We start from the raw sequence: 22,060 nt of genomic DNA on the forward strand, positions 1-22,060 counted from the left end.
TATATAATTTTTAAGCTGAATTATGATCACAAAACCACAATTTAAATCAAATGATTATAAAAATGGGCTCTATTTGGTAGCAACACCAATAGGTAATTTAAAAGATATATCATTTAGATCATTAGAGGTTTTGGCAAAATCAGATTATATACTTTGTGAGGATACACGTGTTTCTAAAAATTTATTAGAAAAATATCAAATTAAATCAAAACTGATTTCAAATCATAAATTTAATGAAAAAAAAAATACATTACAAATAATTGAATATTTAAAATCAGGTAAATTAATTTCACTTATATCTGATGCGGGAACTCCAAGTATCTCTGATCCAGGTTTAGTATTGGTAAATGAATGTATAAGAAATAATCTTAATATATTTTCAATACCTGGACCGTCAGCAGTTACAACTGCAGTTGCAGCAAGTGGGTTTTCTGATAAGTTTTTATTTTATGGTTTTTTACCAGAAAAAAAAAATCAAATCGAAGATGAAATAAAAAAACTATCAAATTTTAATCACTGTTTAGTTTTTTTTTCATCATCAAAAAAATTAAATAAACTCATTCCTGCATTTAAAAAATTTTTTACTGGAAGAAAAATAGTCTTCTGTAGAGAGCTATCAAAGTTGTACGAAGAGTATATTAGAAAGAATATTGATGAACTAGAATTATTTAATAATGAATTAAAAGGTGAATTAACAATAGTTATTTCTGAAAAAAAAGAAGAAAAAGCTTCGCAAAAGCTAAGTGAATCAGATATTAATCTGATAAAGAGAATGATTAACAAATTAACCACAAAAGAAATTACAGATTTAATATGTACCAATAAAAATATTCCCAAAAAAGTAGTTTATAATTTTTGTTTGAAATTAAAAAATGAAATTTAAAAGTTTAATAATTATTTTTTTATCAATTATTTTATCAGGTTGTGTACCAGGAGTTAGCTCAACTGGTTTATTCGGGACAGGAGTGTCAGTTGCAATTGATCCGAGAACAGTCGGAACACAAATAGATGACTCAATTATGCAAAAAACAATTTCAAGTAAAATACTTGCTATGGATAAAAAGCATTTTTTAAAAGTTAAAACTAAAGTTTTAGATGGAAGGATATTTATTACTGGAAAAGTGGATGCACCAGAAGAAAAATTAAAAATTACTAAAATCGCTTGGGAAACAAAAGGTGCTAGATCAGTAAGAAATGATATTAAAATAAAAGAGGAATTTAATTTTAAACAATCAGCAAAAGATATACTTATTACGTCTCAATTAAGAACTGCCTTGATAGTAAATAAAAATATTAAAGCAACAAATTATCAAATAGATACTTATAAAAAGATAATTTATGTTTATGGGATAGCTTTAACTGATGAAGAAAAGGAAATGGTTATTAGTGAAGCAAAAGAAATTCTAGATGTAGAAGATGTTGTTGCAAGTATTTTGCTACTCGAAGATTTGAGAGTTCAAAAAAATTAATCTATTTTATATTCAATTACCTCAGACGAATAAGCAGCAATTGAAGCTAAATTAATGATTTCCGATGTTGAAGATCTAAGAGGAGCAATTTCAATCGGCAAACCAAGTCCAATCAATAAGGGCCCTATAACTTTAGTATCACCTAAAGTTTTCATTAGTTTATAAGATATTGCTGCACTATGTTGTCCAGGCATTATCAAGATATTTGCTTTACCTACTATTTTTGCAAAAGGATATAATTCTTCATAATCAGGATTGAGGGCAACATCAGGCTGCATATCACCGTCAAATTCAAAATTAACTTGTCTATCTTTTAAAATATCTACCGCTGTACGAATGTGTTTTGTTCTACTCGTCAAAGGTTGTCCAAATGTGGAGTGTGATACAAATGCAATTTTTGGATCGATCCCAAAAAGTCTTACTACTCTAGCAGCTGAAATTGCAATTTCTGCCATTTCTTCTGATGTTGGGTATTCGTGAACGCTTGTATCTGCAATAAAAATTGTTTTTCCTTTATTAACAACCATGTTTAGTCCAAACATTATTTCGCCTTTTCTAACATCTACAACTTGTTTTATTTTTTCAAGGGATGCTCCAAAACGTCTAGTATTTCCAGTAACAGCACCATCCGCATCTCCACAAGCGACCATGCTAGTAGCCCAGACTACTCTATCGTTTCGGACCATTCGATCACAATCTCTTTCTAATAAACCTTGTTCTCTTTGAAGTTTCTTGAATAGATGATTTACATATTTTTTTCTTTTTTCTTCATCTTTTGAGTTGGTAATTTCAATATCAAAATTTTCGCTGTAACCGATATTTTTAATTTGCTCTTTAATTTTACTTTCTTTACCAACTAAAATTGGAATACCAAGTTTTGAATTTTTAAATGCTATTGCAGCTTTTAAAGTATTTTCATCTTCCCCATCTGCAAAAACAATTCTTTTTTGATTCTTTTTAATAAAAGAGTTTATACCTTGCATTATTGTTACTGTTGGGTCTAATCTCTGCTTAAGTTGCTCTTTGTAGATTTCAAAATTATCAATTTTTTTTCTAGCAACTCCACTTTCAATAGCAGCTTTAGCTACAGCAGCTGGAATAACACTAATTAATCTTGGATCAAAAGTTGATGGGATAATATAATTTTTACCGTAGTGAGGTCTTTCTCCTCCCATAGCTGCAACAACTTCGTCTGGCACATCTTCTCTAGCAAGTTTTGCTATAGCTTTAGCAGCAGCAACTTTCATTTCTTCATTAATTGTTTTTGATCTTACGTCTAGTGCACCTCTGAATATGTAAGGAAATCCAATTAAATTATTTACTTGATTGGGATAATCTGATCTTCCAGTTGCAATAATCGCATCATTTCTTACTTCATTTATTTGCTCTGGTGTAATTTCTGGATCAGGATTTGCACATGCAAATATAATTGGATTTTTAGACATGTTTTTAACCATATCTTTTTTCAAAACACCTTTTGAAGATAATCCCAAGAATACATCAGCCCCTTTAATTGCATCACTTAAAGTTCTTAAATCTGTATTAATTGCAAATCTTGATTTCCATTGATCTATACCCTCCGCTCTTCCTTTGTAGATAACACCTTTTCGATCTAGCATTATTACATTTTCAGATTTAACACCCGAGTTAATAAATAACTCTGTACAAGCCTGAGCAGATGCACCCGCACCATTAACCACAATTTTTATATCTTTGATTGATTTTCCACTTATGTCGAGTGCATTCAGTAAAGCAGCTGTTGTGATAATTGCCGTTCCATGTTGATCATCATGAAATACTGGAATATCTAGTATTTCTTTGAGCTTTTGTTCAATAATAAAACAATCTGGTGCGGCTATATCTTCTAAATTTATTCCTCCAAAACTCGGAGCAAAGTTTTTAATTGAATTGATAATTTCATTAGCGTCTTTACAGTCTATTTCTAAATCAATCGAATCTATATCTGCAAACCTTTTAAATAGTACTGCCTTTCCTTCCATAACTGGTTTAGAGGCTAATGCTCCTAAGTTGCCCAATCCTAAAATTGCAGAACCATTACTAATTACTGCTACTAAATTTCCTTTGCTCGTATAATCATAAGCTGCTTCTGGATCCGCACTTATTTTTTTAACTGGGGCAGCAACCCCTGGAGAATAAGCAAGAGCAAGGTCTCTTTTAGTAGTCATGTTCTTTGAAGAAATTATTTCGATCTTGCCAGGTTTTTTATCTTTATGAAAATCTAAAGCTTCTTTATCTGTGTAATGATCAATCTTTGTTTTTTTCATTTTTATTAAACTGAATACAAACTTTATCTATTTTATATTTTTTATTATTTGGAATATTTGATCTATATATTCTGATAATAAGTATACAATTAGGGTAAAATTAAGACTAATATGATTTATGAACTTAATTAAGTCAACAGGCACATTTGGCTTTTATACCATCATTAGCAGACTGCTTGGATATATAAGAGACATATTAATTGCAATATTTCTTGGAACAGGTTTGTTGGCAGATGCTTTTTTTGTAGCATTTCGAATTCCAAACACATTTAGAAGATTATTCTCAGAAGGAACCTTCAATGCTGCCTTTGTACCTAGCTATACTTCTGAAATGAACAAAGGAAAAAAATCTGCAAACGATTTTGCAAATAATATTTTTAATCTTTTATTTTTAGGTCTCTTAATTTTAACAATAGTCGTTCAGATTTTTATGCCTGGATTTGTATCAATTATTGCCCCAGGTTTCATAGATAATCTTGAAAAAATGGATTTAGCTATCAGTTTAACAAGGATTACTTTTCCTTTTTTATTATTTATTAGTTTAGCATCTTTTTTTTCTGCAATATTAAATTCTCATAATAAATTTGCTGCAGCTTCAGCAGCACCAATTCTATTAAATGTTATTTTAATTATTGTTTTATTTTTTTCTAAAGCTTTAGGAGATGAGCTTGTTTACTATTTATCTTATGGTGTATCTTTAGCAGGATTCTTACAATTAATTTTTTTATATTATTTTGTTAAAAGATTTTTTTCATTTAAATTTAATTTTAAGATAGTAAGTGATGAAAAAGTAAAGTTTTTTTTTAAAAAACTATTACCAAGCATTTTTTCATCTGGCGTGACGCAAATCAATATTTTGGTTGGAACAATTATTGCTTCCTTTCAAGCTAGCGCAGTTTCTTATCTTTATTATGCAGACAGAATTTATCAGATTAATTTAGCGATAGCTGGTATTGCCATTGGAGTTGTGATTCTGCCACAACTTTCAAGATTTATAGACTCTAAAAATAAAGAAAAAATTTCTCTCATTCAAAACAAAGCTTTAGAGCTTAGTTTATTTTTAAGTATTCCAGCAACAATAGCTTTAATGATTGGTTCAGAGCAAATAATTTCGGCGTTGTTTGGTTATGGTAATTTTAATATACAATCTGTTAATAATTCAAGTCTTGCTTTATTTTATTTTGCTTTAGGTTTACCCGCTTTTGCTTTGATAAAAGTTTTTTCAAGTTTTTTATTTGCTAATCATAATACAAAAATACCGTTTTATATTTCATTAATTTCGGTTCTTTTAAATATTTTAATCAGTATTTATTATTTTAACAAAATAGGTTTTATTATAATTCCAATCGCAACTTCAATTTCATCGTGGTTAAATGCAATAGTGCTATTTATATACTTAAGAAATAATAAATTATTCTATTTTCAAAATAACTTTTTTTTAAATTTCTTTAAAATGATCTTTGCATCAATTTTAATGGGATTATTCTTTAATTTTTTATTAAACTCTTTTGAAAATCAACTTTCATTTAATTATAGTTTTAAATCAATTTATTTAATCTTAAGCGTATTATTTGCACTGTTCTTTTACATATTTATTTGTTATTTCATCAAAGCTTTTAAAATTAGTGATATTAAAATAAACTATTAAAAATATGGGTAAAAAAATATTTTCTGGTGTTCAGCCAACAGGCAATCTTCACCTCGGTAATTATTTGGGTGCAATCAAAAACTTTGTAGACCTTAATAGTGATGTTGATAATGATTGTATATTTTGTGTGGTTGATCTGCACGCAATTACAGTTAAACAAGACCCAAAAGAGCTAAAAAACAACATTCGAGAGACCGTAGCTACTTTTATAGCAAGTGGAATTGATCCTAAAAAAAGTATTATTTTTAATCAATCTGGTGTAGCAGCTCATTCAGAGGGAGCTTGGATTTTGAGCTGTGTTGCTCGAATGGGTTGGTTAAATAGAATGACACAATTCAAGGAAAAAGCAGGTAAAGATAAAGAAAAAGCAAGCGTTGGACTGTACTCTTACCCTGTTTTAATGGCAGCAGATATTCTTTTGTACGATGCGACTCATGTCCCTGTTGGTGATGATCAAAAACAACATCTTGAGCTATGTAGAGATATTGCTCAAAAGTTTAATAACGATTTTGATCAAGATAACTTTTTGAAAGTACCTGAACCTTTAATTCAAAAAGAATTTTCTAGAATTATGAGTTTAAAAGATGGATCAAAAAAGATGAGTAAATCTGAATTATCAGATTTAAGCAGAATTAATTTAACAGATGACAGAGATGCAATTGTAAATAAAATAAAAAAAGCAAAAACTGATCCGTTACCAATGCCAAGTAGTGTCGAAGAATTAAATGAGAGGTTAGAGGCAAGAAACCTTCTTGGCATATACTCTAGTTTAAATAATTCAACTTTACAAAATACAGTCGAAAATTTTTCAGGTAAAAATTTTTCTGAATTTAAAAATCAACTTTCTGATTTATTGGTTAAAAAGATTGAACCTATATCTTTAGAAATAAAAAAACTTTTAAATGATCAACCTTATTTAGATAAAATCCTTCTAGAAGGAGTTGAAAAAGCAAACTTAATTGCATCAAAAAAGATAGATAGAATTAAAGAAATACTAGGATTTTAATATAATTTAAATATCAAGTTTAAATTTTAGAAATAAGCTCTATATATATTTACAGTATGTTCGTACAAACAGAAATAACGCCAAACCCTAATTCTTTGAAATTTCTTCCTGGGAAGAAAGTATCAAATAGTGGTCCCTACGAAATCACAAATAAAGATCAAATAAATAATGATTTGGTCAGAAATATCTTATCAGTCAATGGGGTTGAGGGTATTTTTTTGGGACAGGATTTTATTTCAGTAAACAAAAATGACCAAATTAAATGGGACGAAATTAAACATATTGTTATTTCATTAATAAACGATTTTTATTTAGATGGTAAAGAATACGTCATTGATGAAAATGAAGAGGAAAAAAATATCAATTTGAGTGAAATTGAGGAAAAAATTGTAAAAATTTTAGACCAAAAAATTAGACCTGCAGTTGCAAGAGATGGTGGTGATATAAAATTTAAAGAATTCAAAGACGGAATAGTAAAAGTGCAACTACAAGGAAGTTGTTCAGGCTGTCCAAGCTCAACAATGACTTTAAAGCAAGGAGTACAAAATCTTCTATGCCACTATCTTCCAGAGGTAAAAGAAGTTGTTGCAATATAAAAGTTTATGAAAAATAAATTAATCAAATTTCAATTTAGTAAAAATAAAAGTATTAATTCTATTTCTAGATTTATGTTAAGTGGGATTTTTTTAATCTCATTTTTTTATGTAACACCAATTTTTATTAACTTTGCTGAAAAAAATTTTAATCATAAAGAATTTACAAATAATTCTAAAAATCTTTTATTAAAAAAACTTAATACAAATGGCTTAATTGAAGAAGATGTCTCAGGTGAAGTAGATGAGATGGATTTACTCTATGATATTTTAGAGGAAAATAGTTCAGAAATTAATTTGGTCAGGTATACAACCTCAGAAATTAATTCATTATTTAAAGAGGTAAACTATAATTTAAAAGATGTAAGGGAAAATAAACTTGTAAAGCCTATCGATATAGGACTTCTTCCAAATGAAATAAATGAAATCTCTAGTTCAAAGAAAAAAAAAGAGATGTTTATTAAAATTATCCTCCCATTGATTGTTAAAGAAAATACTAAAATTAGAATAGATAGAAAAAGACTCTTTACGATTTTAAATAAAAGTAGCAATACTGATATCGAAAAAAAATGGCTTGAAAAAAAATTTAAGCAATATGGTGTTAGGCAAAATGATTTTTCATCATTAAAGGTAAGAATGGATGAAATTCCAGCTTCCTTAGCAATTGCACAAGCAGCAAAAGAAACAGGTTGGGGAACTTCAAGATTTGCAAGAAAAGGAAATGCTTTGTTTGGTCAATGGACATGGTCAGGTGAAGGTTTAAAGCCCAAAGAAGCTGAGAAAGGCGAAACCCATAAAGTAATGAAATTTAATAGTTTACAATTATCTATAAGAGCATACTTAAGAAATTTAAATACTCATAAATCCTACATAAATCTGAGAAAAGCTAGAAGTGAATTGAGAAGTGATGGTAAACCACTTGATAGTTTAATTTTATCTAAACATTTAGATAAATATGCAGAAACTGGAAGTCAGTACATTGAAGTACTACAAAAAATAATCAGTCAAAATAAATTGAAAGATTTTGATGAGGCAAGATTATTTCCATCTAGTAAGGATTTAGAAAGCTTAATTTAGTTTTTCTTAATTGGAAATTGAACTCCAAACCATCTCCATTTGCCATTATCGTTTAAAGAACAGTTTATCCTGCCTCTTCTAGGTTTAAAAGGTTCTCTAAAATCAATAGTTAAGATTTGATTAGATAAATTAGTTTTAGATCTATCCCACTTGTCTCCTTCGTTGGAATAACATGTGATATTGGTTAAATTTTTTTGTTCTTTAAAAAACTCAACTTTAAAATTTGGTGGATTATTATTTATTGTAAGCTGTTTTTCACTTGGAGATAAAGTTTTATATTCTAAAGGATAATAATTAATTATAGATTTAAATCTTTTAAGCTCTCCATATTTTTCATTTATCGGAAATCTTGGCAATTCAAATTTATTTTTATTAAGATCAATAACCCCTGAATGTTGACCAAAAGCGTATTTAAAGTTTTGAGAAATATAATCTCTCATAAATTTAGAATATTCACCAAATGGATAAGAGAATAGACCAGGAATATAATTAAGTTCCTGTTTAAAAATTTTGTTTGCAGTTTCAATATCTAAAATGAAATTTTCTTCAGTTTCTTCTATTAGGTATTCGTGGCTATGTGAATGGTGTCCAATTAAAGAAAAATCTACTGCATCAATTTCTCTAATTTGATCCCAGGTCATATAACCCTTGTTTCCAACTGGTTCTGTTGAAACAAAAAGTATAAATGGAATTTTGTTATCTCTTAAATGTGGCCAAGCTTCATTGTAAAATGATTCAAATGCATCATCAATTGTTATCAAAACTACTTTTTCTGATTTTGAAGTTTTAAATTTTGAATCAAATTCATTAGGATTAAGAAAATTGTATTTAGAATTTTTAACAATTTCTAAGTGCTTCTTAAATACCTCCATATTAATATTAGTTGATGGGTATTTATGTTCATTAAAACGATGATACATTATTGATAAAATCCCATTATCTTCTGAATAAAATTTGATATTATTTTCATCTGATTTAGAACTAAAACTAAAAAACATAGATAAAATGAATAAACTTATAATTGATGTAGCTGGAGATAAAATTTTTTTAATGATCATAGCTAATGATCATATTTACAATATTACGCATGAGAATACTAAAATAAATTATGAAAAATTAACTTTAATTATAAAAGAATTTTTAGAATTAAAAAAATTTGAATTAAAAGATATCAACAAAATATACATTAACAGAGGTCCAGGAAGTTTTGCGGGGATTAGAAATTCTATTTCTGTTGTAAAGGCTCTCAAATTAGCAAAAAATATTGATTATTATTGCTATAGTTTAGAAGATTTTAAAGGTGAAAAAGATGTAAAATATGAAAATGTCCCTTATTTGTGCGATAAATTTAAAATTAAAAAAAATTTGATTAACCCTATTTATATAAGTTAAAATTAAATTATGTCTGAAACAATTGAACAAAAATGTTTAGCAAAAGGTGTGAAATTGACAGATCAGAGAAAAATAATTGCTCAGGTCATGTCCGAGTCTACCGACCATCCTGATGTTGATGAACTTTATAATAGAGTTTCGAAGATAGATAATAAGATAAGTATTGCTACCGTCTACAGAACAGTAAAATTATTTGAAGAATCTGGAATACTTACTAAGCATGAGTTTAAAGGTGGAAAAGCTAGGTATGAAGAACTCAATGAAGGACATCATGACCATTTAATAGATGTGAAGTCAGGTGAAATAATTGAATTTGTTGATGAAGAAATCGAAAAACTTCAAAAAAAAGTAGCAGATAAATATGGTTACACTTTAGTTGATCATAAGCTTGAACTTTATGGGATAAAAAAAAAATCCTAAATTAGAATGCAAAAAATTTTCATTAAAACTTTTGGTTGTCAAATGAACGAATATGATTCAAATAGAATTTTTGATTCAGTAAAGAAAATCGGTTATCAAAAAAGTGACAATCTAGAAGAGGCTGATTGTTACTTATTAAACACTTGTCACATTAGAGATAAAGCAAAAGAAAAAGTTTATTCTGAAATAGGAAGAGTTAAAAAAAGCTTTAGAGCCAAAAAAAAGCCATTAGTAATAATTGCAGGGTGTGTTGCTCAAGCAGAAAACCAAGAGATGCTTAAACGTGAGCCTTATATAGATTTAGTAATTGGCCCTCAAGCCTATCATAAGATTAACGAAACAATTCTGAGTCATATTGAAAAAAGAAAAAAAATTGAACAAACAGATTTCGATGCTGTTTCAAAATTTAAATATTTTAGTAAAATAAAGAATGAAGCAGGTAAAGTTTCGTCTTTTTTAACTATTCAAGAAGGATGTGATAAGTTTTGTCATTTTTGTGTGGTTCCATATACTCGTGGACCAGAATATTCTAGACCATTCAATCAAATAATTGAGGAGGCAAATTATTTGTCAGATAATGGAGCAAAAGAAATCATACTTTTGGGACAAAATGTAAATGCTTACAATGATAAAAGTAAAAGATTATCTGATTTGATTTTAGAAATTGAAAAGATTAAAGATGTAAAAAGAATTAGATACACAACTTCGCATCCAAAAGATATGACTGATGATTTAATCAAAGTATATGAAGTCTCTAAAAAGTTAATGCCTTTAGTCCATCTTCCAGTTCAGAGTGGATCCGATAGGATTTTAAAGTTGATGAATAGAAAACATAAAATAGATCATTATTTAAAAGTTTATGACGAATTAAAAAAAATTAATCAATCAATTGAATTTTCTAGTGATTTTATTATTGGTTATCCTGGCGAAACTGAAGAAGATTTCCAAAGTACAGTCGATTTAATTAAAAAAGTTAATTTTATAAATTCTTACTCATTTATTTTTAGTCCAAGGCCTGGAACAAAGGCAGAAGGTTTGGATTTAATTGATAAAAAAATTTCAATGAAAAGGTTAGAATTTATTCAAAATTTATTATCTGAAAATCAAACCCAAATGAACAAAAAATTAGAAAATAGAACACTTGATGTGTTGGTTGAAAATTTAACCGAAGATAAATCCAAAGCTTTTGGCAGAACTGAATATATGACATCAGTAATTTTTAATGGTAAAAGAGAACATATTGGAAAAATTGTGAAAGTGAAAATTACAAATAGTAATAGAACCACATTGTTTGGAGAATTGTTAAGCAACCCAGATCAAAAGGTGGCATAATCTTTGAATAATACAATTAAAAAAAAAATCGATACCACTCTAAAATTTGTTTACTCAGACAATAATTCATTAAGTGTAATATTTCACAACAATGAATTACTCATGGGTGTTGCCGGAGAATTTAATAAAAATTTAAAAGAATTAGAAAAGATGACTAACTCTAGTTTGTATTCTAGGGGAAATTCAATAATGATAAAATCAGATCCACAAAAAAATGAGTTAATAAAAAATGCAATTCAATTTTTAACTAATCAATTTATAAATAATGGTTCAATTGAAAATAAAGATCTTATATCATCAGTTGATCAATTTATGATTAAAGAGAAGGTTAAAAATAATAATGTAACTGACATTATAAAAACACCAAAAAAATCAATTATTCCTAGATCCGAAAAACAAAAAAGCTATGTCAGAGCTTTAAGACAAAGTGATATTGTAATCTCAGCAGGTCCAGCTGGAACAGGAAAAACTTTTTTAGCTGTTGCAGTTGGTTTGACTATGTTGTTAGAAAAAAAAATAGAAAGAATTATTCTATCTAGGCCTGCTGTTGAAGCAGGAGAGAGACTTGGCTTTTTACCTGGAGATATGAAAGAAAAAGTAGATCCGTATTTAAGACCTTTATATGATTCTTTGTACGACTTATTCGATTTTGAAAAAATACAAAGAATGATTGAAATTGGTGATATCGAAATTGCTCCTTTGGCATTTATGAGAGGTAGAACACTAAAAAATTCTTTTGCAATATTAGATGAAGCACAAAATGCAACAGATACACAAATAAAAATGTTTCTAACAAGGATTGGTGAAAATTCAAAAATTGTAGTTAATGGAGATCCTACTCAGATAGATCTTCCTAACAAAAGTATGTCAGGATTAGTTAGATCAAAAGAATTATTGGGGCATCTAAATGAAATTTCAGTTGTAGACTTTGATCATTCAGATGTAGTTAGACATCCATTGGTTTCTAAAATTGTAAAAGCCTACTCCAAAAATGATTAATTTAAACGTCTTCTCAGAAGAGAAGGCTTGGTCTAAAAAACTTAAAAAAAAAGATTTTTTTTTTAAAAGTATTTGTGATGCTTTTCCAAAAAAATATAAATTTTTAAATAAAAAAATAAGTTTATCTTTACTTCTTTCAAATAATAAAAATATTAAAATTTTAAATAAGAAATTTAGAAATAAAAATAAATCTACTGATATTTTATCTTTCCCATCTAGCAAAATATTAAAAATATCAAAGCAAACTTACTTAGGAGATATGATTATTAGTTTTAATTTTATGAATAAACCAAAATCACAAACGGATAAACAATTTAAAGAAAAAATAATTAAAACATTTATTCATGGTTTTTTACACTTGTTAGGATTTGATCATGTAAAAAATAAAGATTATTTAAAAATGTTAAAAGAAGAAGAAAAAATCTATAAATCAGTTATCTCAAAAATTAAGTAAATTGAAAAAAAATTTATATATTGATGTAGTTTATTTATTGTTCCTTGGAGCGATAACTTCATTAAGTTTACCACCTTTCAATTTTTTAATAATTAATTTTCTATCCTTTAGCTTATTCTTTATTTTTTTGATTAAAAAAAAAGAGAGCAAACATAAATTATTTTTTTTCTATGGCTGGTTATTTGGATTTGGGTATTTTTTAACAAATATATATTGGATCTCTATTTCATTAACATTTGATGAAAATTTTAAATTTTTAATTCCATTTGCTCTAATTTTAGTTCCTTCTTTTATTGCATTATTTTACGGTTTTGTTTGTTATTTGTTTATTTTCTTTAAACCAAATAAAACTTTGAGTTCAATTTTATTGTTTTCTGTAATCTTTGGCTTTCTAGAATTCATTAGAGGTTCAATTTTATCAGGTTTTCCTTGGAACTTGATTGCATATAGTTTTTCAAATCATTTAGAAATTTTAAGCATAACATCTTTAATTGGCACATACTCTTTCAACTTATTTTGTATAACTTTGTTTCTAAGTCCTGCACTCTTTATTTTACGGAATGACAAAAAAGATTTAATTTTTTGCTTAATTTTACCTTCAATATTTTTATTATTTTATTTCTTTGGATATTCAAATAAGCAGGATTTTTATAATAGTGATATTGAAAAACTTGATTATAAAATAAGATTAGTTGGTACTGATATTTCTTTAGATAGATTTTATTCAGGAGAGGGGCCTTTATCAACAATAGAAGATCTTATAAATATTAGTTCACCAAATAAGAAAGAGAAAACAATTTTCATTTGGCCAGAGGGTATATTGCCTGGAATATCTCAGGATCAAATTCAAAGTTATGATTATTTATTTAATGAAAGTTTTAATGAAAATCACTTAATTATTTTAGGGATCAACAACAAATCAAAAGTTAATGATCAAGTTAAGTATTACAATTCTTTATCTGTTTATGATCATAATCTTAATTTATTAAATTATTATAATAAAATAAATCTTGTACCGTTTGGCGAATTTTTACCTATGGAAAATTTATTAAAAAATTTAGGCCTTAAATCTTTAACAAACAATTATCAATCCTACTCAAAAGGTCAAAAAAGGGAAATTATAGAGTTAAATCAAAATAATTTTTCAATAAAATTTTTACCATTAATTTGTTATGAGATAATTTATTCTGGAAAATTATATAAAAATCATGACTTTGATATAATAGTAAATATTTCAGAGGATGGATGGTTTGGTCAATCAATAGGACCAGAACAACACTTTGTTCACAGTGTATTTCGAGCCATCGAAAGTGGAAAATATGTAATTAGATCAGCTAATAACGGAATAGCTGCGATAGTAAATCCTCTCGGTATCGTTGAGGAAAAAATTAATTTTAATGAAGTTGGATATATTAATTTTACGAAAATGAGAAAAATTCAACCAACAATCTTTTCTAAATATGGAAATAAAATTTTTGGTTTAATAATTTTATTGTATATTTTTTTAATATTTTCATTTAATAAAATTAAAAATGAGTAATTTAAAAAATTTCCTATTTACAAGTGAGTCGGTTTCAGAGGGACATCCAGATAAAGTTTCAGATAGAATTTCTGATATGGTTGTTGATAGTTACATTTCTGGAGATCCTTATTCAAGAGTTGCTTGTGAAACTTTAACGACAACAAACAAAGTTGTACTTGCAGGTGAAGTAAGGGGACCTGAGATTAAAAAAGATGATTTAATCGAAAAAGTAAGGAATTGTATAAAAGATATTGGATATGATCAGGAAGGATTTACCTGGAAAGAAGCAACAAAAATAGAAAGTCATTTGCATTCTCAATCTGCTGACATTGCAATGGGTGTGGACTCATCTGGAAACAAAGATGAAGGTGCTGGAGACCAAGGTATAATGTTTGGTTATGCATGTAATGAAACAGATGTATTTATGCCCGCACCAATTCATTATTCGCATAAAATTTTAAGACTTATGGCTGAGGATAGAAAATCTGGTAAATTAAAAAATATCGAACCAGATTCAAAAAGCCAAGTTACATTCGAATATGTTGATGGTAAACCGACTAAAGTAAAATCTGTTGTTATATCATCTCAACATTCTTCTGATGTTAATCAAGCACAGGTAAGAGAATTATTAAGACCGTATATGTTAAAATCAATTCCTGAAAAATTTCTTAAAGACTTTAATGAGGAAGAGTTTTATGTAAACCCAACTGGTAATTTCGTAATAGGTGGTCCAGATGGAGACTGTGGTTTAACAGGAAGAAAAATTATTGTAGACACCTATGGTGGAGCAGCACCCCATGGAGGAGGAGCATTTTCAGGTAAAGATCCTACAAAAGTAGATAGATCTGCTGCTTATGCGGCAAGATATATTGCTAAAAATGTTGTTGCTTCAAAAATAGCAGATAAATGTTTGATACAGTTAGCTTATGCAATCGGAGTTTCAAAACCTTTATCTATTTATGTTGATTTATTTGATAATGATTTAGATAAAAACAAATTTGTTGTTGAAAAGATTAATGAAAATTTTGATCTCAGTCCTAGAGGAATTAGAGAGATGTTAAACCTTAATAGACCTATATATGAAAAAACAGCAGCCTATGGTCACTTTGGTAGAACTTCAGGAGATGATGGATCATTTTCGTGGGAAAAAACAGATAAAATCAATGTTTTTTCTAAATAGTTTCAGTTGAATTAAAAAAAAACTTTACTATATTGCCTTTACATTGTTGAATTATCAAAATGGGCTTTGGCCCATTTTTTTTTGGAGCAGATAAAAAATGTTAAATAAAAGAGCAGATAAATTGGAATTATTAAGAATTGCCGAAGCAGTAGCTTTGGAAAAATCGATAGATAAAGAACTTATAATTAGTTCTATGGAAACAGGAATTGCTAAAGCAGCTAAATCTAAGTTTGGTCAAGAAAATGAAATTAAAGTTTCAATTAATAGAGATAATGGAGACATAGAATTGTTTAGAAAACTTGTTATTTCTGAAAATCCTGAAAATGCAAATACAGAAATAAAATTAGAAGATGCGATAAGTCTTAATGAAAATAATAAAGATAAATCAATTGGTGATGAAGTTCTTCAGCCATTACCATCTTTTGATTTTGGTAGAATAGCTGCTCAAACTGCAAAACAAGTGATAAGCTTTAATGTTAGAGAAGCAGAGAGAGAAAGACAATTTAATGACTTCATTGATAAAAAAGATACAATTTTAAGTGGTATTGTTAAGAGATTAGAATTTGGAAGTGTTATTGTTGATCTAGGTAGAACAGAAGCAATCATTCAAAAAAATGAATTAATTCCCAGAGAAAATATTAAAGCTGGTGATAGAGTAAAAGCTTATTGTTATGATGTAAGAAGAGAGCCAAGAGGTCAACAAATCTTCTTGTCTAGAGCTCATCCAAAATTTATGGAGAAACTTTTTGTTCAAGAAGTGCCAGAAATTTATGATGGATTAATTGAAATTAAATCTTCTTCAAGAGATCCTGGAAGTAGAGCAAAGATTTGCGTTAAAGCAGTTGATACATCACTAGATCCTGTTGGAGCTTGTGTTGGTATGAGAGGTTCTAGAGTTCAGGCAGTCGTAAATGAACTTCAAGGAGAAAAAATTGATATTGTGAATTGGGCAGAGGATGCTGCAATATTAGTATCAAACGCATTATCTCCTGCAGAAGTTCAGAGAGTGAATGTAGATGCAGAAAGAAAAAAACTTGATGTAATTCTAACAGAAGAAAATTTGAGTAAAGCGATTGGTCGAAGGGGTCAAAATGTAAGATTGGCAACTAAGTTGTTAAATTATGAAATTAATATTATGACTGATGCGGAAGATTCCGAGAGAAGACAATTAGAATTTAAAGAAAAGACAGATAACTTTGTTAAAAACTTAGAATTAGATGAAACTTTAGGTCAGTTATTAGTAGCTGAAGGTTTTTCAACAATAGACGATATTAAAGACAGCTTGCCAGAAAATTTAACTAAAATAGAGGGAATTGAGGAAGAAACCGCAATTGCGTTAATTGAAAGAGCAAAAGAGTTTCATCAAAAAGATCAAGAAGATATATCTGAAAGAATTAAAGAGCTAGGTCTACAAGATGCTCTTATCAGCCTTAAGGGTCTTACCCCAGGAATGTTAGTTACATTGGGTGAACAAAAAATATTAACGTTAGAAGATTTTGCAGATCTTGCATCTGATGAACTTACTGGTGGCTATGACGTAATTAAAGGAGAGAGAGTTAAAATTCAGGGTTATTTAGAAGATTTTGCTTTATCTAAAGAAGAGGCAGATGAATTAATTATGTCTGCTAGAAATATAATTTATAAAGATTGAGAGATGAGCAATGGAGAAAAAAACAAAATTAACAATATCCGGCTCTGCAAAGAAATCTATAAGAAATATTGAGATAGCTAAAACTCAAGGAAAAAATTCTAGAGTTATTGAAAAACAAGGTGGAAAATTCACTAATAGAGGTGGATCGTTTAGACCTGGTGTAGGAAAACCAAAATCTACCACTTCATTTAATAGGGGTGCACCATCAAAACCGTCTTTTGCACCAAAATCTCCTCCAATTACAAGCGATTTTGAAAGAAGAAAACTGGCAGAGCAAAGAGCTACCAAAAGACTTAAGGGAGATAGTGAAAAAGATAAAAAAACTTTAAAAGCTGGAACAAAAAAAAGAGAATTAAAATTAACTGTTTCAAGAGCATTAAGTGACGAAATAGAAGCAAGAGAAAGAAGTTTAGCATCAGTTAAAAGAGCTCGACAAAAAGAGATGAAAAACTCTTCCAAAGAAGAGGCACAAGAAAATTCAAAACCAGTAAAAAGAGACATCAATATTCCAGAAGCAATTACTGTTAGAGAGTTAGCAAATAGAATGGCGGAACAGTCTAGCAATGTAATTAAATATTTATTTGGAATGGGAGTAACTGTAACAATCAATCAAACTTTAGCCGCTGATACAGCTGAATTTCTAGTTAAGGAATTTGGACATAATCCAATAAGAGAAGAAAAAGCAGAGGAAATTATTCAAAAAATAAAGGCTACTAGAGTAGAAAATTTAAAAAATAGACCACCTATTGTTACGGTTATGGGCCACGTTGATCATGGTAAAACTTCTGTTTTAGATGTTTTAAGAAGCGCTAATGTTGTTTCAGGAGAGTTTGGTGGAATTACTCAACATATCGGAGCATACCAAATTGAAAGTCAAAATAATAAATTAACTTTTATAGATACCCCAGGTCACGCAGCTTTTACAGAAATGAGAGCTAGAGGCTCTAAATTAACAGATGTAGTGGTTTTGGTTGTTGCAGCTGATGATGGAGTGAAGCCACAAACAGTTGAGTCTATTAAACACGCAAAAGCAGCAAATGTTCCAATAGTAGTTGCAATAAATAAGTGTGATCTTCCAGAAGCTGATCCGCAGAAAATTAAAAACCAACTACTTGAACACGAGTTAATCGCAGAAGATTTATCTGGAGACACTTTAATGGTTGAGGTTTCTACAAAAACAAAACAAAACTTAGATAAGTTAGTTGAGTCTATAATTTTACAAGCTGAAATTTTAGATCTTAAAACAGATTATGAATCTAAAGCTACAGGGATTGTATTAGAGTCAAAAATAGATGTTGGAAGAGGACCGGTTGCAAATATTATTGTAACGACAGGTACTCTTAAAAAAGGTGATTTTTTTGTAAGTGGTTTAAAATGGGGAAAGGTCAGAGCAATTATTAATGATAAAGGTCAAAATATTAGCGAGGCTCCACCTTCAACTCCCATAGAAGTTTTGGGTATAAATGGTGCTGCTAAAGCCGGAGATGATTTTATAGTTTTAGACACTGAAAAAGAAGCTAAAACTCTAAGTGAAAATAGAGCTCAAGAAAGCAAAGATGGAAAAAACCCATTAACGTTTGCAACACAAGATTCTGCCTTTTCAGATAAATCTTCAGAGGAATTAAATTTAATTATTAAATCTGATGTACAAGGATCATCTGAGGCTATCAAAAATGCAATTGCTCAAATTAAACACGAAGAAGTTAAGCCAAAAATAATATTAGCAGATATAGGAATGGTAACAGAAACTGACGTTACATTGGCTAAAGCATCTAATGCTGTTCTTATAGCATTTAATGTAAAACCGAGCAAAGAGGCTAAAAAACTTGCTGAAAATGAAAAAATAAAAATCTCTTCTTACAATATTATTTATGAGGTGTTGGACTATGTTAAACAAAAAATGTCTGGACTATTATCTCCTGATGTTCAAGAAACAATTACTGGAACAGCACAAATTCTTGAGATATTCAAAGTTTCAGGTGCTGGAAAAGTTGCAGGTTCAAAAATTACTGAAGGTGAAATAAATAGTAATTCTGATGTAAGAATTATTAGAGACGGCGCAATAATTTACACAGGGAAAGTTTCAACAATTTTCAGAGAGAAAAACCAAGTAAAACAGGTTAGTGATGGTCAAGAATGTGGAATTACTGTTAAAGATTATATGGATTTCCAAAAAAACGACACAATAGAGGCATTTAGTGTTACATCTACAGAGAGATCGATTTAATGGCTGATAGAATAGGAAAACCAGTATCGCAAAGACAGCTTAGAGTCGGAGAGATGATTAAGCAGTCTTTAAGCATGATTTTTATAAGAAATGAGGCTAAGGTGCCCAACTTAGAAACAAATACTATAACAGTTACAGAGGTTAGAATGAGTCCTGATTTAAAAATTGCTAAAGCATATGTTCTTCCATTGGGAGGAAAAGATGCTGAGGAAACAATTAATGTTTTGAAAGAATACTCATTTTTAATAAGAAAAATTTTATCACAAAAAGTGGTTATGAAATTTTTACCAAAATTACTTTTTAGAAAAGATGAGTCTTTTGAGTATGCGGAAAAAATAGAAAACTTAATAAAACAAACAAATAAATAGGAAGAAAGAGGCATGAATAAAAAGGCACAAGAATTAGCAATGCATGATAAAGATACTGGATCTTCAGAAATCCAAATTGCTTTGCTAACAGAGAAAATTGAAACTCTCTCTAAGCATATTAAGCAATTCAAGAAGGATAAACATTCATCAGTTGGATTGTTGAGAGCGGTAAATAGAAGAAAGAAATTGTTAGAATACCTTAAGAAAAACAAAATGGATTCTTACAAAAATGTACTGTCGAAATTGAATTTAAGAAAATAGAAGTCAAGATAGATAGAACGGAATGGAACGAAACGAACGAAACGAAATGGAAATGAAATGTTTAAAGTATACAAGAAGGAAATTGAAGTAGCGGGAAAGAAAATAAGTTTAGAAACAGGTAAAGTAGCAAGACAGGCAGACGGAGCAATAATCGCAACATGTGGAGAGACAGTCGTACTAGCAACAGTAGTAGGAGCAAAAAAAGTAAATCCTGATATGGATTACTTTCCATTATCTGTAAATTACCAAGAGAAATATTATGCAGCTGGAAAAATTCCAGGTGGGTATTTTAAAAGAGAAGCAAGACCAACTGAGAGTGAAACATTAATCTCTAGATTAATTGATAGACCAATCAGACCTTTGTTTCCTGATGAGTTTAAAAATGAAGTACAATTATTACCAACTGTAATTTCATATGACAAAGAAAACGAACCAGATATTTTATCAATCACTGCTTCATCGGCAGCATTAGCTATATCAGGAATGCCATTTATGGGACCTGTGGGAGCCTCAAGAGTTGGATTTATTGATGGAAAATATGTTTTAAACCCATCTAAAGTAGAATTAGAAAAATCGAAATTAGATTTAGTTGTAGCAGGTACGAAAGATGCTGTGCTTATGGTTGAATCAGAAGCAAGCGGTTTAACTGAAGAAGAAATGTTAAATGCAGTTAAATTTGGTCATGAAGGTTTTGTTCCAGTGATTGAAATGATTGAGGAGCTTGCAAAAGAATGTAGAAAACCTGAATGGACAGTTGAGAAAAAAGATTTATCTGAAGTTAAGAAAAAACTTGAGGAAACTTTTACTGAAGATCTTAAAAAAGCTTTTGCTACAAGAGATAAACAAGATAGATCAAATCAAATTTCCGAAATTACAGATAAAGCTAAAAAACTTTATGAGGAAGATGAAAACTACACAGATCTTGATGTTAACAGTCAGCTAAAAAGCCTAGAAAAATCTATTGTTAGAACTGATATTCTAAAAAATAAAAATAGAATTGATGGAAGAGGTTTATCTGATGTAAGACCTATCGCGTGTGAAGTGGGTATTTTACCTAGAGCTCATGGCTCTGCATTATTTACTAGAGGAGAAACCCAAGCAATTGTTGTAGCAACTCTAGGAACTTCTGATGACGAACAAAGAATTGAAAGTTTAGATGGGCTTCAGAGAGAACGATTTATGCTTCATTATAATTTTCCTCCTTTTTCTGTTGGAGAAACTGGAAGAATTGGAACTGGCAGAAGAGAAATCGGACATGGTAAATTAGCTTGGAGAGCGATTAACTCTTCATTACCAACGAAAGAGGCATTTCCATATACTTTTAGAGTAGTTTCAGAAATAACTGAGTCTAATGGTTCTTCTTCTATGGCTACTGTTTGTGGAACGTCATTAGCGTTAATGGACGCTGGAGTGCCAATTAAAGAGCCAGTTGCAGGTATTGCAATGGGTTTAATTAAAGAAGGTGATGATTTTAGTGTATTATCAGACATTTTAGGTGATGAAGATCACCTTGGTGACATGGACTTTAAAGTTGCTGGAACTAAAGATGGAATTACTTCTCTTCAAATGGATATCAAAATTACAGGTATTACATTTGAAATCATGGAGCAAGCATTAAGCCAAGCTAAAGATGGAAGAGTTCATATCTTAGGAGAAATGAACAAAGCATTATCAGCTTCAAGATCTGATGTTGGAAAACATACTCCAAAAATGGAACAAGTTAATGTTGATAAAAAAGACATTGCTGCTGTCATTGGAAAAGGTGGTGCAACAATCAGAGAGATAGTTGAAAAATCAGGTGCGAAAGTAGATGTAAATGACGAAGGTGTAGTAACAGTTGCTGCTCCAGATGAAGAGTCTAGAAACATCGCCATGCAGATGATTAAAGACATAACCGCAAAAGCTGAACTCAATAAAATTTATTCAGGTAAAGTAATGAAGATTATGGAATTTGGTGCATTTGTTAATTTCTTAGGAAAACAAGATGGACTTGTTCATATCTCAGAACTTGCAGACAAAAGAGTTGCTAAAGTTACTGACGTCGTTAAAGAAGGCGATGAAGTAAAAGTTAAAGTGATTGGTTTCGATAGAGGTAAAGTTAAACTTTCTATGAAACAAGCTACTGAATAATTAATAGCTTAAATTTAAATCCTAAACCCCCTGAATGAGACTTCTG

At 29.3% G+C, this 22,060-nt stretch carries 20 protein-coding genes; 18 read left to right on the plus strand and 2 right to left on the minus strand.

All coding sequences use genetic code 11. The features are described 5' to 3' along the window. Positions 1-22 precede the first annotated feature (22 nt). Together rsmI and ACTTAS_RS06850 are read left to right on the plus strand one after the other, a co-directional pair. Entirely contained in the window at positions 23-883 is an 861-nt protein-coding gene (gene rsmI / locus ACTTAS_RS06845) for a 16S rRNA (cytidine(1402)-2'-O)-methyltransferase (protein WP_440678848.1), read from the plus strand. Beyond that, complete coding sequence (locus ACTTAS_RS06850) at positions 873-1,469, plus strand: BON domain-containing protein (protein ID WP_440678849.1); 597 nt, start codon at positions 873-875, stop codon at positions 1,467-1,469. The genes rsmI and ACTTAS_RS06850 overlap by 11 nt, the downstream gene beginning before the upstream one ends. Here the strand turns inward: ACTTAS_RS06850 and ACTTAS_RS06855 are convergent. Further along, positions 1,466-3,754, minus strand: a complete 2,289-nt coding sequence (locus tag ACTTAS_RS06855) for an NADP-dependent malic enzyme (protein WP_440678850.1) — start codon at positions 3,752-3,754, stop codon at positions 1,466-1,468. The two genes, ACTTAS_RS06850 and ACTTAS_RS06855, sit on opposite strands and share 4 nt — an antisense overlap. A 118-nt stretch (positions 3,755-3,872) precedes the next feature. On the opposite strand from ACTTAS_RS06855, the gene murJ reads away from it, so the two are divergent. The 4 genes from murJ to ACTTAS_RS06875 are packed head-to-tail and all read left to right on the plus strand — an operon-like array spanning position 3,873 to position 8,078. Continuing rightward, the gene (gene murJ, locus ACTTAS_RS06860) at positions 3,873-5,402 is read left to right on the plus strand and encodes a murein biosynthesis integral membrane protein MurJ (protein WP_440678851.1); all 1,530 of its coding nucleotides are present in this window, start codon (positions 3,873-3,875) and stop codon (positions 5,400-5,402) included. 4 nt (positions 5,403-5,406) lie between these two features. Further along, positions 5,407-6,408 (plus strand): tryptophan--tRNA ligase, encoded by a 1,002-nt coding sequence (gene trpS, locus ACTTAS_RS06865; RefSeq protein WP_440678852.1) that lies wholly within the window; start codon positions 5,407-5,409, stop codon positions 6,406-6,408. Between the two features lie 56 nt (positions 6,409-6,464). Then, positions 6,465-7,004, plus strand: coding sequence for a NifU family protein (locus ACTTAS_RS06870; RefSeq protein WP_440678853.1), 540 nt, complete (start codon positions 6,465-6,467; stop codon positions 7,002-7,004). Positions 7,005-7,010: 6 nt separating this feature from the next. Further along, entirely contained in the window at positions 7,011-8,078 is a 1,068-nt protein-coding gene (locus tag ACTTAS_RS06875; RefSeq protein WP_440678854.1) for a glucosaminidase domain-containing protein, read from the plus strand. Here the strand turns inward: ACTTAS_RS06875 and ACTTAS_RS06880 are convergent. Further along, entirely contained in the window at positions 8,075-9,076 is a 1,002-nt protein-coding gene (locus tag ACTTAS_RS06880) for a polysaccharide deacetylase family protein (protein WP_440678855.1), read from the minus strand. The genes ACTTAS_RS06875 and ACTTAS_RS06880 overlap by 4 nt on opposite strands. Positions 9,077-9,083: 7 nt before the next feature. Between ACTTAS_RS06880 and ACTTAS_RS06885 the strand changes: the two genes are divergently transcribed. From ACTTAS_RS06885 to pnp, 12 genes are all read left to right on the plus strand, one after another. Beyond that, positions 9,084-9,470, plus strand: a complete 387-nt coding sequence (locus ACTTAS_RS06885; protein WP_440678856.1) for a peptidase M22 — start codon at positions 9,084-9,086, stop codon at positions 9,468-9,470. Between the two features lie 9 nt (positions 9,471-9,479). Continuing rightward, positions 9,480-9,890 (plus strand): Fur family transcriptional regulator, encoded by a 411-nt coding sequence (locus ACTTAS_RS06890; protein WP_262590055.1) that lies wholly within the window; start codon positions 9,480-9,482, stop codon positions 9,888-9,890. 6 nt (positions 9,891-9,896) lie between these two features. Then, complete coding sequence (miaB, locus tag ACTTAS_RS06895; RefSeq protein WP_440678857.1) at positions 9,897-11,222, plus strand: tRNA (N6-isopentenyl adenosine(37)-C2)-methylthiotransferase MiaB; 1,326 nt, start codon at positions 9,897-9,899, stop codon at positions 11,220-11,222. A gap of 3 nt (positions 11,223-11,225) precedes the next feature. Beyond that, positions 11,226-12,221, plus strand: a complete 996-nt coding sequence (locus tag ACTTAS_RS06900; protein ID WP_262590057.1) for a PhoH family protein — start codon at positions 11,226-11,228, stop codon at positions 12,219-12,221. Further along, a complete protein-coding gene (ybeY, locus tag ACTTAS_RS06905; protein WP_440678858.1) occupies positions 12,214-12,675 on the plus strand; it encodes an rRNA maturation RNase YbeY in 462 nt (153 codons plus the stop codon). The genes ACTTAS_RS06900 and ybeY overlap by 8 nt, the downstream gene beginning before the upstream one ends. Before the next feature lies 1 nt (position 12,676). Next, positions 12,677-14,215: an apolipoprotein N-acyltransferase gene (gene lnt / locus ACTTAS_RS06910; protein ID WP_440678859.1), complete on the plus strand. Its 1,539-nt coding sequence runs from the start codon at positions 12,677-12,679 to the stop codon at positions 14,213-14,215. Further along, positions 14,208-15,377, plus strand: a complete 1,170-nt coding sequence (gene metK, locus ACTTAS_RS06915) for a methionine adenosyltransferase (protein WP_440678860.1) — start codon at positions 14,208-14,210, stop codon at positions 15,375-15,377. Before lnt ends, metK begins: the two co-directional genes overlap by 8 nt. A 97-nt stretch (positions 15,378-15,474) precedes the next feature. After that, the gene (nusA, locus tag ACTTAS_RS06920; protein ID WP_440678861.1) at positions 15,475-17,028 is read left to right on the plus strand and encodes a transcription termination factor NusA; all 1,554 of its coding nucleotides are present in this window, start codon (positions 15,475-15,477) and stop codon (positions 17,026-17,028) included. 10 nt (positions 17,029-17,038) lie between these two features. Beyond that, entirely contained in the window at positions 17,039-19,255 is a 2,217-nt protein-coding gene (gene infB / locus ACTTAS_RS06925) for a translation initiation factor IF-2 (protein WP_440678862.1), read from the plus strand. Continuing rightward, positions 19,255-19,623, plus strand: a complete 369-nt coding sequence (rbfA, locus tag ACTTAS_RS06930; protein ID WP_075485631.1) for a 30S ribosome-binding factor RbfA — start codon at positions 19,255-19,257, stop codon at positions 19,621-19,623. Before infB ends, rbfA begins: the two co-directional genes overlap by 1 nt. A 12-nt stretch (positions 19,624-19,635) precedes the next feature. Next, positions 19,636-19,884, plus strand: coding sequence for a 30S ribosomal protein S15 (gene rpsO / locus ACTTAS_RS06935; protein WP_075485648.1), 249 nt, complete (start codon positions 19,636-19,638; stop codon positions 19,882-19,884). Positions 19,885-19,941: 57 nt separating this feature from the next. Next, positions 19,942-22,014: a polyribonucleotide nucleotidyltransferase gene (pnp, locus tag ACTTAS_RS06940; protein ID WP_440678863.1), complete on the plus strand. Its 2,073-nt coding sequence runs from the start codon at positions 19,942-19,944 to the stop codon at positions 22,012-22,014. The last annotated feature ends 46 nt before the right edge of the window (positions 22,015-22,060 follow it).

Origin of the sequence: Candidatus Pelagibacter sp. HIMB1611 (assembly GCF_052047715.1) — a bacterium.
Taxonomy (GTDB): domain Bacteria; phylum Pseudomonadota; class Alphaproteobacteria; order Pelagibacterales; family Pelagibacteraceae; genus Pelagibacter.